The following is a 15,024-nucleotide window of genomic DNA, read 5'->3' as shown; positions in this document are numbered from 1 at the left end:
CCTCATGACATCAACCGCTTGCGCCCCTGCGACAGATGCCCGCGCATCGCCGTCAGCGTCCTGCGTGCGGATCGCTTCGACGATCGCGTCATGCTCCCCCATCATCGCGCCGATCACCCCTGGCGGTCGCGAGCGCGAAATATCGACGCCAGCGCGCAGGATCCGCACCACGTCTTCGTGGAGATAATCAACGACGAGCAGAAACGCGCCGTTCGTAATCGCGTCGACGATAGCACATGCAGCACTCAGTCTTCGTCATGGGCCAGCGCGTTCGAGAGCCGCGCGCCACCAACGCCTCCGGCGCCCTTTCGATTCCGTCGAGCTGTCGATCCGACCGGAGTCATGCTGCCAGACGCGCTGCCTCCACCTCAAGCACGAAGCGCACCTCGTATGTGCCGAACGTCGTTGCCAGCGCATCCATCGACATGTGCGTACCAAGGCGGTCGTACCAGCGGCGTTTGACGCGAGATCCCGCACCCCGCCGCGCTGGCGTGATCCCGTCGGATGCCAATCGCGAGTGCGTCGCGAGCGATCGTGCGCGATATGCCGACGCTGGCGGCAAGGTGCGCTTCGGACGGAAGCCTGTCACCGACCGCGAGCCAGCCGTCGGTGATGATCCGGACGATCGCCGTATAGGCGCGATCCGCCAGCCTGGCTTAGCTCACGACCGTCCTTTCGATATGTGGTCCGTCGTGGTCAAACGACATAGCTCAACGCTATCACCAGCAGAAGGCCAACCACCGAGATCGCCGTTTCGAGCAGTGACCAGGTGCGGAAGGTGTCCGCGGTGCTGGTGCCGACATAGCTTTTCACCAACCAGAATCCGGGATCGTTGACGTGGCTGAAGAATACCGATCCCGCGCCGATCGCCAGCACAACCAGTTCAGGCGACACACCCGAACTCGCAACCACGCCGGGCATGATCCCGACCGCAGTGATCGTCGCAACCGTCGCCGATCCCGCGGCAAGCCGGATCGCGACCGCCACCAGCCAGCCCAGCAAGAGCGGCGAGATCGCGTACAACATCACCGTCCGCGCCAGCAGGTCGGACAGCCCCGCAACGACAAGCACCTGCTTCAGCGCGCCGCCCGCGCCGATCGCGAGCAGGATAGCCCCCGCCGCGCCCATCGTCTCACGCCACACAGCCTCCTGAATCGCCGCCTCGCGCAGCCGCCGACCGAACAGCAGCGGCAACGCGAGCAGGTTCGTCACCAGGAGAGCAAGCACCGGGTTGCTCGCCGCGACCAGGCCGGTGGCACCTTTCCACGTGGGCACCATCTGGCCGATTTCGCCAGTCGCTATCGACAGCACCGGCAGCAGCACGATCAGCAGCGATAGCAGCCGCGGCGGCGTCGCGATCCCGAGCCCGTCGTCGTACACGACCGGCGAGGCGAGGCGGACACCGCGTGTCGTAAACGTGGCCAGCAATGGCCCCGCGACGATCGCCGTCGGAATCGCGACCACGATCCCGTACAGCATCGTCAGCCCCAGATTCGCCCCAAGCGCCTCGACCGCGAGCAGGGGCCCCGGATGCGGCGGCACCAGGGCATGCACCACGCCTAGCCCGGCGAGCGCAGGCATGATCAGCCGCAGCTTGGCCCGATCCCGGTCGGCGTCGTCGATCTCGGCGGTCATCGCCGACATCTCCGCCGCCGCCGCGACGACGATTGGGAGGAGCAGCACCAGCCCGGTCTCGAAGAATAGTGGCAGGCCAATGACAATCGCGATGCCCAGCGTCGCCCAAGGTGCGGCCTGCACGCCGGTCAGCCGGAGCGCGCCCCTGGCGAGCGACGCGGCGGCGCCCGATAGATGCAGCATAGCGCCGAGCGAGAGGCCGAGCGCGACGACCAGCCCAGTCCCGCCGATGATGTCGCCAACGCCCTTCTGCACCGCCTTGGCAACATCGGGCAGCGGCAATCCCGCGAGCAGCCCGACCATGAACGCGCCGCACAACAGTCCGATGAACGGATGCAAGCGTCCGCGAACGATCATCAACACCGCCAGCAGGATACCCGACAGTGCCGCAATCACGAGCCTGAGATCGCCGCCGATCATCGTCGGGTGATCGCGGGTTGAGCGATACATAGGCGTGATGGCATCGACATCCTCCCCATTCGGTCCGACGACGCCTTCGCCTGTCGGGCAGATCAATCTGTAGGACAGGTCTTGGCCGCGTGCGAATAGAAAGGCTCGGCGGCTCAGTGAACAGCGGCGCGTAATGTAACTCCGTCCAACCGAATCCGTAAAAGGCGCTTGGGCGGGCGAAGACCTTGTGCCCTGTTCCCGCGACGTCATATCGCATCGATGCCTTCGAGAGCAGAAGAGGGTGATCATCGAACCGTCTGTTCAAGATGCGCGTCTATCCTCGCCCGCTTTTCCGTATCGGAGGCCGCAGCGCGTGCATCGCAATTGACGCCGACCCAGATCAGGGTGGTGCGCTGCCTCCGTGCGGGGCAACTCAAAGCGGATCACTTTCAGTCTTGGCATCGCCGAAGCGACGGCGAAGGCGCACATGACCGCGCTGATGCGCACAGCGAACGCGCGTATTCGGACGCACGCGGCGATCGTTACGCGGACACTGATGGTACCCTCCGTCTGAGCGAACGGTGTCTGCTTAATGCGACGACGATCTGACGCCGGTTCGAGCGCGGCGATCACGGATGCGTGCGGCCATCACCGTACCGGTCCGGACTGCAAGGGGCGGTACTAGACGACGAAGCCTTACGTGGTGGCGCGAGGGCGTTCGGACTTCGGGGCAAACTGCCGATCTTCCCGCCGCTCTTTCCTACCAGCCGACCGTCTTGCGGTTCTGCCGGTCGATCGACATCAGGATCCCAAGACACAACAGCACGGTCATCTGCGCCGAGCTGCCAAAGCTGACCAGCGGGAGTGGAATGCCGACGACCGGGGCGAGGCCCATCACCATCATCAGGTTGATCGCTACGTAGAAGAAAATCGTCGTCGCGAGGCCCGCCGCGGTCAGCCGGCCGAAGCGGGTCTGCGCGCGCTGGCCGACCTCGATGCCCCAGCGGATCACCAGCAGGAAGGCGAGGATCAGCAGGCAGCCGCCGACCAGCCCCCATTCTTCCGCCATCGTCGCGAAGACGAAGTCGGTATGGCCCTCGGGGAGGTAATCAAGATGACTCTGCGTGCCCTGGAGGAAGCCTTTGCCCCAGATCCCGCCCGAGCCGATCGCGATCTTCGACTGGCTGATGTGATAGCCGGTGCCGAGCGGATCACTTTCGGGATCGAGAAAGATAAAGATGCGGTTGCGCTGATAGTCGTGGAGCAGGAAGTTGATCGCCAGCGGAATCGCGATCGCCGCGGTGATCGCGCCGCCGACGAACAGCCGGAGCGGGATGCCGGCGAGGAACATGACGGTCGCGCCGCCCGAACAGATCATCAGCGCGGTCCCCAGATCGGGCTGCTTCATCACGATCGCCGCGGGTACGCCGATCAGCAGCGCGGCAGGCCAGACGCCCCCGAACCGCCGCGTCTCGCCGGGCGGGAGCATGTCGTAGAATTTCGCGGCTGCCAGTACGATCGCCGGCTTCATGAACTCGGACGGTTGCAACCGGATGAAACCGAGATCGAGCCAGCGCTGCGAGCCACCCGAGACCTTGCCGAGGATCTCGACCGCGATCAGCGACAGCACGATCAATGTGTAGGCGGGCAGGGCGACCGCCTTCCAGCTGCGTTCGGGGATGTAGGACAGGCCGATCGCGCCGGCGAGCAGTACGAAAAAGCGGATTCCCTGCGACAGCGCCCAGGGGCGCAGCGAGCCGCCCGCGGCGGAATAGAGCACAACCTGACCGAAACAGCCGATCGCGACGACCAGCAGGATCACGAGCCAGGGCAGTTTGGCGAGCGGTTCGGGGACGATCCGGTTCATCGGCGGCTGGTCATGGCTGGCGGTCCCTCGAATCGTCTTCGGCCACGGTCGCGCCGGGGGCAGTGAGCGCTTCCTGGGTCGCGTTGGCCATATCCGTGGCATTCGCGACCGCAGGGGCGTCGCTCGGTACGATCGCGTCGGTCTTGGTGGCGATCGCCGCGGGCGGCGCGGATTGCGCCTTGCGATACGTCTCCGCGGTCGCGGCCATGCGCGTGCGGATGTCGCCGCCCCAGGTCGGTTCGACCTCGGCGAGCGATTTCAGCGCCCGGTCGCGGTCGAGCATATAGGTCATGATGTCGCGGCCGATCATCGGCGTGTCGAGATTGCGCACGGTATGACCATTATGTTCGAGCACCACCGCGAGCGCATAGCGCGGGTTGTCGGCGGGCGCGAAACCGATGAACAGCGCGTGATCGCGCATCTTGAACGGCAGCTGCCCGTTCTTGAGCACGCCCGAGCGTCGTTCGGCCATCGTGATGCGGCGGACCTGCGCGGTGCCGGTCTTGCCCGCGATCGCGACACCGGGAATGAGCAGCTTCGCCGCACCGCCGGTGCCGCCCTGGTTGATCACGCCGAACATCGCATCGCGGACACGCGCAAGATGCTCGGAATCGATCGCGAGGGCAGGGGAATCGCGGTGGACGTGATCGGCGAGGATGCTCGGCTGCAACGCGCGGCCCGATGCGAGCCGCGCCGCCATCACCGCGAGCTGCAACGGATTGGCGAGCACATAGCCCTGGCCGATCGAGGCGTTAAGCGAATCCGCCACGGTCCAGTCATGCTTGTACTTCTTCAGCTTCCACGCCGGATCGGGCACCGTGCCGTAGCGCTGCGTCGAGAAGGGCAGGTCGAACTTCTGCCCGAGCCCGAGCGTCCGCGCGACGGGCGCGATCGCGTTGTAGCCGACCCGCCGCGCCATCTCGTAGAAATAGATGTCACAGCTTTGCATGATCGCGTTCTTAAGATCGAGCGCGCCATGGCCACTTTTCTTGTGGCAATGGAACACGCTGGTGCCGAGCCGCATCGCGCCGGAACAATTGACCCGCGCCGACGGATCGACGCCCGCGTTCATCAGCGCGAGCCCGTTCATCGGCTTGACGGTCGAGCCTGGCGGATAAAGACCCTGCGTCACCTTGTTCATTAGCGGCACGTGATCGTCGTCGCTGAGCATCTGCCATTCGAGATGGCTGATCCCGTCCGAAAAGCTGTTCGGATCATAGGCCGGCATCGACACCATCGCGAGCATCTCGCCCGTCCGGCAGTCGAGCACGACGACCGACCCGGAGTTGGTGCCGAGCCGCCGCGCGGCATATTCCTGAAGCCCCACGTCGATCGTCAGCCGCGCGGTCTTGCCCGGCACGTCGGGCTTGGTCGCAAGTTCGGCGACTAGCTTGCCGCGTGCGGTGACCTCGACTCGCTTGGCGCCGGCGACGCCGCGCAGCTCGGTCTCGAGCATCTTTTCGAGACCGTCCTTGCCGAGCTTGAAACCCGGCGTGACGAGCAGCGGGTCGTGCGTCTTCTTATACTGCTCGGCATTGGGGACGCCGACATAGCCGGTCAGATGCGCGACCGCGGCGCCCGCCGGATAGCTGCGTGCGAAACCACGGGTGGGCGCGACGCCGGGCAGCTCGGGTAGCCGGACGCTGACCGCCGCGAACCGCTCCCAATCGAGATTTTCGGCGACCTGGACGGGCTGGAACCCGGCGGCATGGTCGAGATCGATCGCGATCCGTTCGACTTCCTCGGGCGGCAGCTGCAGGATGCGGCCGAGCAGCGGCAAGACGCGCTCCTTGTCGCGGAGGCGATCGGGGATGATGTCGACGCGGAAGTCGGTGCGGTTGTTGGCGATCGGCACACCGTGGCGGTCGACGATCCAGCCGCGCCGCGGGGGTAACAGCGTCATGTTCACGCGATTGCTTTCGGACAGCATCGTGTAGCGCTCGTTCTGCGCGATCGACAGCCATGCCATCCGCCCCGCGAGCAGCAACCCGACGCCGCCTTGCGCCGCGCCCAGCATCCAGGCGCGCCGCGAGAAGCTGTACGCCTGCGACATCTCGGTGACGATCCGCGGCGTGCTCCTCATTCGGCACCACGCTTGTTCTGGATCGCCGCGACGATGCGCGCGGCCAGCGGGAAGGTGAGCATGGTGACAGCGATCTGCGCGATCAGGATCGTGTCGACATGCGCGCCGACCGGGACCGCGATGAACCGGCCGACGATGATGCACAGCGCGATCAGTCCGCTCGCGATGAACCAGTCCTGCCAATGGTCCCGAAAGGCGAGGCGCTGTTCGAGCATGTCGATCGCGACGAATGCGAGCGACCACATCAGCACCGCGCTGCCGAGCGGCTGGCCGCTGACGAGATCGTCGAAAAAGCCGAGCGGCGCGGCTGCCCATGGCCGGAACGCGAACCGCGCCAGCAGGCGCCATGCCAGCAGCATCACGAACCCGAACGGCGGGAGCAGCGGGATCGTCGCGACGACCGGGATGATCGTGATCAGCGATCCCGCCATCACCGTTGCCCAGGGGATGACGCGCGCGCGGCTGGCGGGCAGTTTGGTCTCGAACGGCTTGTAATCGACGCTGTCGACGACGCGGGGGCGGCTCATCGCTGTGCGCTCATGGCTGTGCGATTGGTCGGGGCGGCGGGACGGGCATGAACACGTTCTCGACCAGCGCGAAATCGAGTGTGTCGGGATCGGCGAAGGTTCGCGCCATCACCGAATCCGAGCCCGCCTTGGTCACGCGCGCGACGGGCACGCCAGGGCCGTAGATCCCGCCGGTGCCGGTCGTGACGAACAGGTCGCCCGCGTTGAACCGCACGTTGGTCGCGTTGACCGAGCGGATGTCGATCATCCCGTCGCCGCGCCCGGCCGCGATCGCGGGCAGGCCGTCGCGCGTGCGGCGGACGGGGACGATGCTGTCGCCGTCACTGAGCAGCAGCACGCGCGCCGCGTTCGGCCCGGTCTCGACGACGCGGCCGATCAGCCCGTCGGGGCCGCGCACCGGCATGCCGGGCTTCACGCCGCTCCACCGGCCCGCGTTGAGCAACGCGAAGCGCCGACCGCTCGACGCGCTCGAGCTGACCAGCCGCGCGGTCACGACGGGCTCTGCCGCGCGGTCGCGGATCGCGAGCAGGCTGCGCAGCCGGCGATTGTCATACGCGATCGTCCGCGCGCGCATCAGCAGCGAGCGCGTCCGGTCGCGGTCCGCTCGGAGCGCGACGTTTTCCTGCTTCACGAAGAAATACTGGCCGATCGCCTCGGGGATGCCGGCGATGCCCGAGCCGACCGTCGCAAGCCCAGTCGACACCGGCGCCGTCAGGCCTGCGACTCCCATCCGCAGCGCGGAAAAGGCAGGCGGATTGAAGGTCGACGCGACAAGCAGCACCAAGCCCACCACCGCACCAGCGACGGCGAGCACATAGCCCATGAACACACCATATTGCCGGCGCCGGGAAAACCCCGTGCGCCGATCGCGGGCTGGCGCCATGCGCCTGTCCCCCTGTCTCGGGCGCCGCCGAAGCGTGGAGGGCTTTACCCCCACGACTCGGACGGCGCGATTTCGTGTCCGTGTGTCTTACAGCAAAACCAACCTCTTAGCCGCTCATCAGCACGCCGCGGAACAGCGGATCCTCAAGCGCGCGGCCGGTACCGAGCGCGACGCAGGTCAGCGGGTCCTCGGCGACCGTCACCGGCAGCCCGGTTTCGTCGCGCAGCACCTCGTCGAGCCCCTGCAGCAACGCACCGCCGCCGGTGAGCACGATGCCCTGGTCGACGATGTCCGCCGCCAGCTCGGGCGCGGTGTTCTCGAGCGCGACGCGGACGCCCTCGACGATCGTCGCGACCGGCTCGCTAAGCGCCTCGGCGATCTGGCCCTGGTTGATCTGAATCTCTTTCGGGACGCCGTTGACGAGATCGCGGCCCTTGATCTGGATGATCATGCCGATGCCGTCGACCGGCGGCTTGGCGATGCCGACCTCCTTCTTGATCCGCTCCGCCGTCGCTTCGCCGATCAGCAGGTTATGGTTGCGGCGGACATAGCTGACGATCGCCTCGTCCATCTTGTCGCCGCCGACGCGCACCGACGTCGTGTAGGCGAGCCCGCGAAGCGAGAGCACCGCGACTTCGGTCGTGCCACCGCCGATGTCGACGACCATCGAACCGATCGGCTCGGTCACCGGCATGTCCGCGCCGATCGCCGCGGCCATCGGCTCCTCGATCAGCCAGACTTGCGAGGCGCCCGCGTTCGACGCGGCATCGCGGATCGCGCGGCGCTCGACCTTCGTCGATCCCGACGGCACGCAGATCACGATCTCGGGCCAGCGCGCGAACTTGCGGGGGCCGTGCACCTTCTGGATGAAGTATTTGATCATCTGCTCGGCGACGTCGATGTCCGCGATGACGCCATCGCGCAAAGGCCGGATCGCCTCGATGTTGCCGGGGGTTTTGCCCATCATCATCTTGGCGTCGTCACCGACCGCCTTGACGCGCTTGATCCCGTTGATCGTCTCGACCGCGACCACCGACGGCTCGTTCAGGACGATGCCGCGGCCACGGACGTAGACGACGGTGTTCGCGGTGCCGAGGTCGATCGCCATGTCGTGCGACATGAACTTGAAGAAACGCGAGTAGAAGGCCATTCAATCAGGGTCCCGTAATCCTGGCCGCCGGACGGGCGGCATTTCGCACACATCATCTCGCGGGACCCGCCGGTGGTTTTGAGCACCGGGTGCCTAAATAAGCGGGCGTTTGCGGGTCGCGGGATGCCGTCGCTTGGTCTAGACGCAAACCCATGTCAATACGGCGTCTTCCCGAGCATCTGGTCAATCGCATCGCCGCCGGTGAAGTGGTGGAAAGACCCGCCAGCGCGTTGAAGGAGTTAGTCGAAAACGCGATCGACGCGGGCGCGGGCCGCATCGCGATTCTCCTCGTCGAGGGGGGAACATCGCGGATCGAAGTCGCCGACGACGGCTGCGGGATGACTCCGGCCGACATGGCGCTGGCGCTCGAACGGCATGCCACCTCAAAGCTGCCCGACGAATATATCGAATCGGTCGTGACGCTCGGTTTTCGCGGCGAGGCGTTGCCCTCGATCGCGAGCGTCGCACGGCTGACGATTGAAAGTCGGATCCGCGGCGCCGAAGGCTGGGCGCGGACCGTCGACAATGGCCAGGTCACGCGCGAAGGCCCCGCCGCGCTGCCGCCCGGCACGCGCGTCGTGGTCGAGGACCTGTTCGCGCGCGTGCCCGCGCGGCGCAAATTCCTCCGCTCCCCCCGCGCCGAATACGCCGCCTGCCTCGACGTCGTCCGCCGCCTCGCGATGGCACGGCCTGATATCGGCTTTACGCTCGAGCATGACGGCCGTCGCGCGCTGTCGGCGGTGCAGGTCGAGGATCGGCCGGGCCGGGTGGCGACGCTCACCGACCGCGCGCTGGCCGACAATGCGGTGGCGATCGATCTGGAGCGCGAGGGCGTCGTGCTGGGCGGCGTCGCGAGCCTGCCGACCTACAATCGTGGCATCGCCGACCACCAATATCTGTTCGTCAACGGCCGGCCCGTGAAGGATCGCCTGCTGATGGGCGCGATCCGCGGCGCCTATGCCGAGATGCTCCCGCGCGACCGCCATGCCGTCGTCGCGCTGTTTCTCGACATCCCGACCGACCAGGTCGACGTCAACGTCCACCCCGCCAAGACCGAAGTCCGCTTCCGCGACCCCGCGATGGTAAGAGGCCTGATCGTCTCGGGCCTCCGCCGCGCGCTCGATGCGGCGGGCCACCGCAGCCAGCGCGCCTCCGAATCCGCCCTCTCGATGTGGCAACAGGAAACCTCCTCTCCCCCCGGGGGAGAGGAAGGGGCCCGTCCGCAAAACGGATGGGAAGGTGAGGGCACGCCCCAAAGGCTACCGCTGGAAAATCGCCACTACGGCGCCGTCAACGACGCCCGCCCCACCTTCTTCGCCGCGCCCCCACAGGCAAGAGCCGAACCCGCCTGGACGCCCCCACCGCAAACCGCATCCTTCCCGATGGGCGTCGCGCGAGGCCAGGTCGCGAAAACCTACATCGTCGCCGAAGCCGAAGACGGGCTCGTCCTCGTCGACCAGCATGCCGCGCATGAACGCCTCGTCCTCGAACGCATGCGCGCTGCACTGAACGGCGGCACGATCGCCAGCCAGGCGCTGCTGATCCCCGAGGTCGTCGAGCTGGACGAATCCGCGTGCGACCGCCTCGAAGCGCGCGCCGACGAACTGTCGGAGTTCGGCCTCGACCTCGAACGCTTCGGCCCGCACGCGATGCTCGTGCGCGCAACGCCGGCGTTGCTCGGCCAGAGCGACCCCAAGGGCCTCGTCACCGACCTCGCCGACGAACTCGCAGCCTTTGATGAGGCGCTTTCGCTAAAGGAGCGCCTCGACGCGGTGGCCGGCACGATGGCCTGTCACGGCTCGGTCCGCGCCGGCCGCATCCTATCGGTCCCCGAAATGAACGCGCTGCTCCGCGAAATGGAAGTCACCCCGCATTCCGGCCAATGCAATCACGGCCGCCCCACCTGGGTGAAGCTCGCGCATGGCGACATCGAGAAGCTGTTCGGGCGGAAATAGGGGGGGGCGGGCCTACCGGTCCACCGACCTAAACGCGTCGATCAGGTCCCTTGATGGCCAATACCGCGAGCAATGACGACCGTGCCGTCGGACCTTCCCAGTCGAAACACCATGCCGAGGCCTTTGGCGGCGGGGCCGTAGAAATTGGCGGCGAAATCACCGGAATAGCCGCTCGCGACGGGTGTGGTCGTATCCGCTGCGACCTCGTAGACCTGTCCCGTGACTAAGCCGGTTGTAGCGCTGAAGCTGCCTGAGAAGCGCAGATAATAATGAGGACCAGCCACCGCAGGCACGTGCGAAATCTGCCGCAGCGTTCCCGTTATTGTTCGCGTCGGCCAGTCGACCTTAAGGGCGAACTGATCGCCAAAACTGGCGATGCCTTGGTCGGGGGTGACCGTGTAAAGGTCGAAATAGCTGGTCTCTCGGCTCACCTGCGAGAACTGCGCGGACCCGGTCGTGGGCAGGTCCGTCCGTTGCGTCTTCGGGCCGTAGAAGACATGGCGCAGCGTGATACTCGCGCCGGCTGTGGCACCGGCTGGCGCTAACCACGTATAATAGCCGACATAATCGTCGCCTGTCCCGGTCGTGACGCCGCCGGTCAAGGTGGCGGCTGCCGCGGGTACGGTGATCGCATTAGAATAGCTGTACGTCGTGACACTGGAACGGGCCGATTGGCCGATCCGGATACGGCCTTGCAACACGTCGGTTTCGTACCGTGCAGTGAAGATCCCGTCGCCAGGCGTCGTAGTCGGCGCGACGTCGATGCCGACCACACTCTCGTCGGACTGGATCGTTGCAACCGGGTGATGGACGATCGTCCCGGTGCCGGTCGTCTGCGTATCGACCAGACGGATGCCAAAGCCCGGATAGTTATCGAGTGTCACCGACCCTGTCGCGGACAAAAACGTCGGCACTGTATAGCTGATCATGGGGGTGGGCGTCGGAGTTGGCGTAGGTGTAGGGGCGGGCGTCGGCGTCGGTGAGGGCGTCGGTGCGGGTGTCAGGTCAATGGAACCATTCCCCTTGCCGCCGTCTGAGCCACACCCACCAAGTGCGCCAAGTGCAAATCCCGCGACGCCGATTATCGAAGACTTTCCCATGAAATGATCCCCCCGGATTTCTAAAGCTGTTGGCCATCCTGCTCAATGTCATCATGATAGGATCTTTCCATGGTAGTTGCCGTGTTTCTTTTTTAGTAAATCGGTGGTCAATGTTACCCAGTTTTGGGTATTAATATTATGTGCGCTTGCCGTTCGCTTGGCGCTATGCGCATCACCCTTTGAAAGGTTGGGTCCGGTTCGGTCCTGCCAAATGGCCGTAGCAATCAGATGCTGTTCGCTGCAAAAGCAGCTGATGGACCCCCTTTCCCTATTCGGCCTGGCCGCGGTGTCGTTCACCCTGCTATGCTATGCCAAGGAAGCCGGCACGCACTGGTGGACGCTCGGCTTTGCATTTGGCTGCGTGCTTGGCTCGATCTACGGCTTCCTCCAGGGTGCGTGGCCGTTCGGCGTGGTCGAGGTCATCTGGACGATCGTCTCGTTCCGTCGCTGGCTCAAGATGCGTCAGTCCGTGCCGCTCCATGCGGAACCGCTCGCTTGACAGCGCGTTTGCCCGCGCCTACCTGATTTTTCCCCGACACGACGGTTCCCGGCGGCGCGTATTCGCGTTCGCCGTTATCGTGCGTTTCGGATCATCGCTAGGAGATGAGGGCCGTGCAGCCATGCCGGACCTCGTGGAGCAGGAGAACCAAGTTCATGGCACGTATCGCGGGTGTTAATATCCCGACCAACAAGCGCGTGGTGATCGCGCTGACCTATATCCACGGCATCGGTTCGACCAAGGCCAAGGAAATCATCACGAAGCTCGGCATCGCCGACACGGCGCGTGTCCAGGACCTGACCGACCAGGAAGTCCTGCACATCCGCGAGACGATCGACGCCGATCACACCGTCGAGGGCGATCTGCGCCGCCAGACGTCGATGAACATCAAGCGCCTGATGGATCTCGCCTGCTATCGTGGCCTGCGTCACCGCAAGGGCCTGCCGGTCCGCGGCCAGCGCACGCATACCAATGCGCGCACCCGCAAGGGCAAGGCCAAGCCGATCGCCGGTAAGAAGAAGTAATCCACTTTTTTAATGGATTACTCCGCCGGCGCTGGTCCCAACGGGCCGCCCGGCGTCACGCAGATACAGGTCAGGAAATACCTCATGGCACGCGAACCTCAGCGCATTAAGCGGCGCGAGCGCAAGAACATCACCTCTGGCGTCGCGCACGTTAACGCCAGTTTCAACAACACGATGATCACGATCACCGATGCCCAGGGCAACGCGATCTCGTGGTCGTCGGCCGGCGCAATGGGCTTCAAGGGCTCGCGCAAGTCCACTCCGTACGCGGCGCAGGTCGCAGCGGAAGACGCCGGCAAGAAGGCCGCCGAGCACGGCGTCCGCACGATCGAAGTCGAGGTCAAGGGCCCAGGCTCGGGTCGCGAATCGGCACTGCGCGCGCTTCAGGCCGTCGGTTTCCAGATCACGTCGATCCGCGACGTGACCTCGATCCCGCACAACGGCGTTCGTCCTTCGAAGCGTCGTCGCGTCTGATTTCTCCGACGTTGCCCGTGCGCGGTTGATCGCGCGGCACGGGTGCATTTTAACGGCCGGCGGAAGTCCTTTTCGCCGGCCCCCAAATTAGGGGAAGCAAGTGTCTGTCAACGCAAAGAACTGGCAGGAACTCAAGAAGCCCAGCGGCCTGGAGAAAAAGGCCGGTGGCGACACCAAGCGCAAGGCGACCTTCATCGCCGAGCCGCTCGAGCGTGGCTTCGGCCTGACGCTCGGCAACGCGCTGCGTCGCGTGTTGCTCTCGTCGCTGCAGGGCGCGGCCGTTACCTCGATCAAGATCGAGAACGTGCTGCATGAGTTCTCGAGCCTGGCCGGCGTCCGCGAGGACGTGACCGACATCGTCCTCAACGTGAAGCAGATCGCGATCCGCATGCAGGGCGAGGGGCCCAAGCGCCTCCAGCTCTCGGCAACGGGTCCGGGTGAAGTCAAGGCCGGCGACATCGCCGTCTCGGGCGACATCGAGATCATGAACAAGGATCTCGTGATCTGTCACCTGGATGAGGGTGCGACGCTCAACATGGAGCTGACCGCCGACATCGGTAAGGGCTATGTGCCCGCGACCGCAAACCGCCCGGCCGATGCGCCGATCGGTCTGATCCCGGTCGATGCGCTGTACTCGCCGGTACGGCAGGTATCGTACAAGGTCGACCCGACCCGCGTCGGTCAGGACCTGGATTACGACAAGCTGACGCTGACGATCGAAACCGACGGCACGATCACCCCGGAAGACGCAGTCGGCTATGCCGGTCGCATTCTCCAGGATCAGCTCGCGCTGTTCGTCCACTTCGACGATTCGTCGGTGACGCGTTCGTCGGCCCCGATCGGCCAGGCAGCACCCGCTGCCGGTGGTGCGGAGCCCGCAGGCGATACGCAGCAGATCAACCGGTATCTTCTCAAGAAGGTCGACGAGTTGGAGCTGTCGGTGCGTTCGGCGAACTGCCTCAAGAACGACAACATTATCTATATCGGCGATCTGGTCGGCAAGACCGAAGCCGAGATGCTGCGTACGCCTAACTTCGGCCGCAAGTCCTTGAACGAAATCAAGGAAGTGCTGTCGTCGATGGGTCTTCGCCTGGGGATGGAAATCCCCGGCTGGCCGCCTGAGAACATCGAAGAGATGGCCAAGAAGCTCGAGCAGGAAATCATGGGCTGATCTGGCGCCGGTGCAGCCACGCTGCACCGGAGACCAGACAGCCCGGCCGGCGGGTCGGTTTGGACCGACCCATCCGACGACACGGCTTTGCCGGGTCGCCATCCGGCTGGAGACAAAGCGGGCAGGGCGCGGGTTTCGTGATTGACGGAACCCGTCCTTGTCGTCTTTACGAAGGCATCGGTCGACGGCCTTAACGGCGACCAGCTCCCGGGTACCTCATACGGCCCCTGAACGAACGAAAAGGTATTAAACATGCGCCATCGCGTAGGCGGCCGTAAGCTTCAGCGGACCTCGGCCCACCGTCTTGCTCTGTTCCGTAACATGAGCGCTGCGCTCATCAAGCACGAGCAGATCACCACCACCGTCGCCAAGGCGAAGGAACTGCGTCCTTACATCGAGAAGCTGATCACGCTCGCGAAGAAGGGTGGCCTGTCCAACCGTCGTCTCGCGCACGGCCGGTTGCTCGACGACGCACAGCTGATCAAGCTGTTCGACGTTCTGGCGACCCGTTATGCGGATCGCAACGGTGGTTACACCCGCGTCATCAAGGCCGGCATCCGCATGTCGGACGCCTCGCCGATGGCGGTCATCGAGTTCGTCGATCGCGACGTCTCGGCGAAGGGCCAGGATTCGGGTCCGGTGATGTCGGACGAGGATTACAACGAAGCGGCATAATCCCCGCCTCGTAAGATCGAATTGCAGGCCGCGTTTCCCATCCGGGAGGCGCGGCCTCTTTCGTTACGGGTCCCATCCGGCTATGCGCCCG

Annotated in this window: 13 protein-coding genes and 1 pseudogene; 6 read left to right on the top strand and 8 right to left on the bottom strand. The window is 65.3% G+C overall.

The window, feature by feature from the left end; translation table 11 throughout:
- Nucleotides 1-2: 2 nt before the first annotated feature.
- The 7 genes and pseudogenes from ASF00_RS11375 to ASF00_RS11340 all read right to left on the bottom strand — a co-directional run bounded on the left by ASF00_RS11375 (nt 3) and on the right by ASF00_RS11340 (nt 8,535).
- Nucleotides 3-650, bottom strand: a pseudogene (locus ASF00_RS11375) (FadR/GntR family transcriptional regulator).
- A gap of 46 nt (nt 651-696) precedes the next feature.
- Nucleotides 697-2,055 carry a GntP family permease gene (locus tag ASF00_RS11370; RefSeq protein ID WP_055878920.1) on the bottom strand — a complete coding sequence of 453 codons (1,359 nt, stop codon included), beginning with the start codon at nt 2,053-2,055 and terminating at the stop codon, nt 697-699.
- A gap of 730 nt (nt 2,056-2,785) precedes the next feature.
- Nucleotides 2,786-3,892, bottom strand: coding sequence for a rod shape-determining protein RodA (gene rodA, locus ASF00_RS11360; RefSeq protein WP_055878629.1), 1,107 nt, complete (start codon nt 3,890-3,892; stop codon nt 2,786-2,788).
- A gap of 10 nt (nt 3,893-3,902) precedes the next feature.
- Nucleotides 3,903-5,975, bottom strand: coding sequence for a penicillin-binding protein 2 (mrdA, locus tag ASF00_RS11355; protein ID WP_055878626.1), 2,073 nt, complete (start codon nt 5,973-5,975; stop codon nt 3,903-3,905).
- Complete coding sequence (gene mreD, locus ASF00_RS11350; RefSeq protein WP_055878622.1) at nt 5,972-6,502, bottom strand: rod shape-determining protein MreD; 531 nt, start codon at nt 6,500-6,502, stop codon at nt 5,972-5,974. Before mreD ends, mrdA begins: the two co-directional genes overlap by 4 nt.
- A 10-nt stretch (nt 6,503-6,512) precedes the next feature.
- Nucleotides 6,513-7,385: a rod shape-determining protein MreC gene (gene mreC, locus ASF00_RS11345; protein ID WP_055878617.1), complete on the bottom strand. Its 873-nt coding sequence runs from the start codon at nt 7,383-7,385 to the stop codon at nt 6,513-6,515.
- 106 nt (nt 7,386-7,491) lie between these two features.
- The gene (locus ASF00_RS11340; RefSeq protein ID WP_055878614.1) at nt 7,492-8,535 is read right to left on the bottom strand and encodes a rod shape-determining protein; all 1,044 of its coding nucleotides are present in this window, start codon (nt 8,533-8,535) and stop codon (nt 7,492-7,494) included.
- 152 nt (nt 8,536-8,687) lie between these two features.
- On the opposite strand from ASF00_RS11340, the gene mutL reads away from it, so the two are divergent.
- The gene (gene mutL, locus ASF00_RS11335; RefSeq protein ID WP_055878609.1) at nt 8,688-10,490 is read left to right on the top strand and encodes a DNA mismatch repair endonuclease MutL; all 1,803 of its coding nucleotides are present in this window, start codon (nt 8,688-8,690) and stop codon (nt 10,488-10,490) included.
- Between the two features lie 41 nt (nt 10,491-10,531).
- On the opposite strand, the gene ASF00_RS11330 is transcribed toward mutL, so the two are convergent.
- Nucleotides 10,532-11,419 carry a hypothetical protein gene (locus ASF00_RS11330; protein ID WP_055878605.1) on the bottom strand — a complete coding sequence of 296 codons (888 nt, stop codon included), beginning with the start codon at nt 11,417-11,419 and terminating at the stop codon, nt 10,532-10,534.
- A 424-nt stretch (nt 11,420-11,843) separates the two neighbouring features.
- Between ASF00_RS11330 and ASF00_RS11325 the strand changes: the two genes are divergently transcribed.
- The 5 genes from ASF00_RS11325 (at nt 11,844) to rplQ (ending at nt 14,933) form a co-directional block, all read left to right on the top strand.
- The gene (locus tag ASF00_RS11325) at nt 11,844-12,089 is read left to right on the top strand and encodes a hypothetical protein (RefSeq protein ID WP_055878602.1); all 246 of its coding nucleotides are present in this window, start codon (nt 11,844-11,846) and stop codon (nt 12,087-12,089) included.
- Nucleotides 12,090-12,244: 155 nt separating this feature from the next.
- On the top strand, nt 12,245-12,613 hold the full coding sequence (gene rpsM / locus ASF00_RS11320) for a 30S ribosomal protein S13 (RefSeq protein ID WP_055878599.1): 369 nt from the start codon (nt 12,245-12,247) through the stop codon (nt 12,611-12,613).
- 84 nt (nt 12,614-12,697) lie between these two features.
- On the top strand, nt 12,698-13,087 hold the full coding sequence (rpsK, locus tag ASF00_RS11315; protein ID WP_031395237.1) for a 30S ribosomal protein S11: 390 nt from the start codon (nt 12,698-12,700) through the stop codon (nt 13,085-13,087).
- A gap of 100 nt (nt 13,088-13,187) precedes the next feature.
- On the top strand, nt 13,188-14,258 hold the full coding sequence (locus ASF00_RS11310) for a DNA-directed RNA polymerase subunit alpha (RefSeq protein ID WP_031395236.1): 1,071 nt from the start codon (nt 13,188-13,190) through the stop codon (nt 14,256-14,258).
- A gap of 252 nt (nt 14,259-14,510) precedes the next feature.
- Nucleotides 14,511-14,933, top strand: coding sequence for a 50S ribosomal protein L17 (gene rplQ / locus ASF00_RS11305; protein ID WP_055878595.1), 423 nt, complete (start codon nt 14,511-14,513; stop codon nt 14,931-14,933).
- Nucleotides 14,934-15,024 lie beyond the last annotated feature (91 nt).

The organism is Sphingomonas sp. Leaf34 (assembly GCF_001421805.1).
GTDB lineage: Bacteria > Pseudomonadota > Alphaproteobacteria > Sphingomonadales > Sphingomonadaceae > Sphingomonas.
The sequence above is the reverse complement of the archived record's forward strand: the minus strand, read 5'-3'. Positions and strand labels throughout refer to the sequence as shown.

Excerpts from the sequence above, each read along its gene's own strand:
- ASF00_RS11370 (WP_055878920.1), bottom strand. The coding sequence starts at position 2,055 with ATGATCGGCGGCGATCTCAGGCTCGTGATTGCGGCACTGTCGGGTATC.
- rodA (WP_055878629.1), bottom strand. The coding sequence starts at position 3,892 with ATGAACCGGATCGTCCCCGAACCGCTCGCCAAACTGCCCTGGCTCGTG.
- mrdA (WP_055878626.1), bottom strand. The coding sequence starts at position 5,975 with ATGAGGAGCACGCCGCGGATCGTCACCGAGATGTCGCAGGCGTACAGC.
- mreD (WP_055878622.1), bottom strand. The coding sequence starts at position 6,502 with ATGAGCCGCCCCCGCGTCGTCGACAGCGTCGATTACAAGCCGTTCGAG.
- mreC (WP_055878617.1), bottom strand. The coding sequence starts at position 7,385 with ATGGCGCCAGCCCGCGATCGGCGCACGGGGTTTTCCCGGCGCCGGCAA.
- ASF00_RS11340 (WP_055878614.1), bottom strand. The coding sequence starts at position 8,535 with ATGGCCTTCTACTCGCGTTTCTTCAAGTTCATGTCGCACGACATGGCG.
- mutL (WP_055878609.1), top strand. The coding sequence starts at position 8,688 with ATGTCAATACGGCGTCTTCCCGAGCATCTGGTCAATCGCATCGCCGCC.
- ASF00_RS11330 (WP_055878605.1), bottom strand. The coding sequence starts at position 11,419 with ATGATCAGCTATACAGTGCCGACGTTTTTGTCCGCGACAGGGTCGGTG.
- ASF00_RS11325 (WP_055878602.1), top strand. The coding sequence starts at position 11,844 with ATGGACCCCCTTTCCCTATTCGGCCTGGCCGCGGTGTCGTTCACCCTG.
- rpsM (WP_055878599.1), top strand. The coding sequence starts at position 12,245 with ATGGCACGTATCGCGGGTGTTAATATCCCGACCAACAAGCGCGTGGTG.
- rpsK (WP_031395237.1), top strand. The coding sequence starts at position 12,698 with ATGGCACGCGAACCTCAGCGCATTAAGCGGCGCGAGCGCAAGAACATC.
- rplQ (WP_055878595.1), top strand. The coding sequence starts at position 14,511 with ATGCGCCATCGCGTAGGCGGCCGTAAGCTTCAGCGGACCTCGGCCCAC.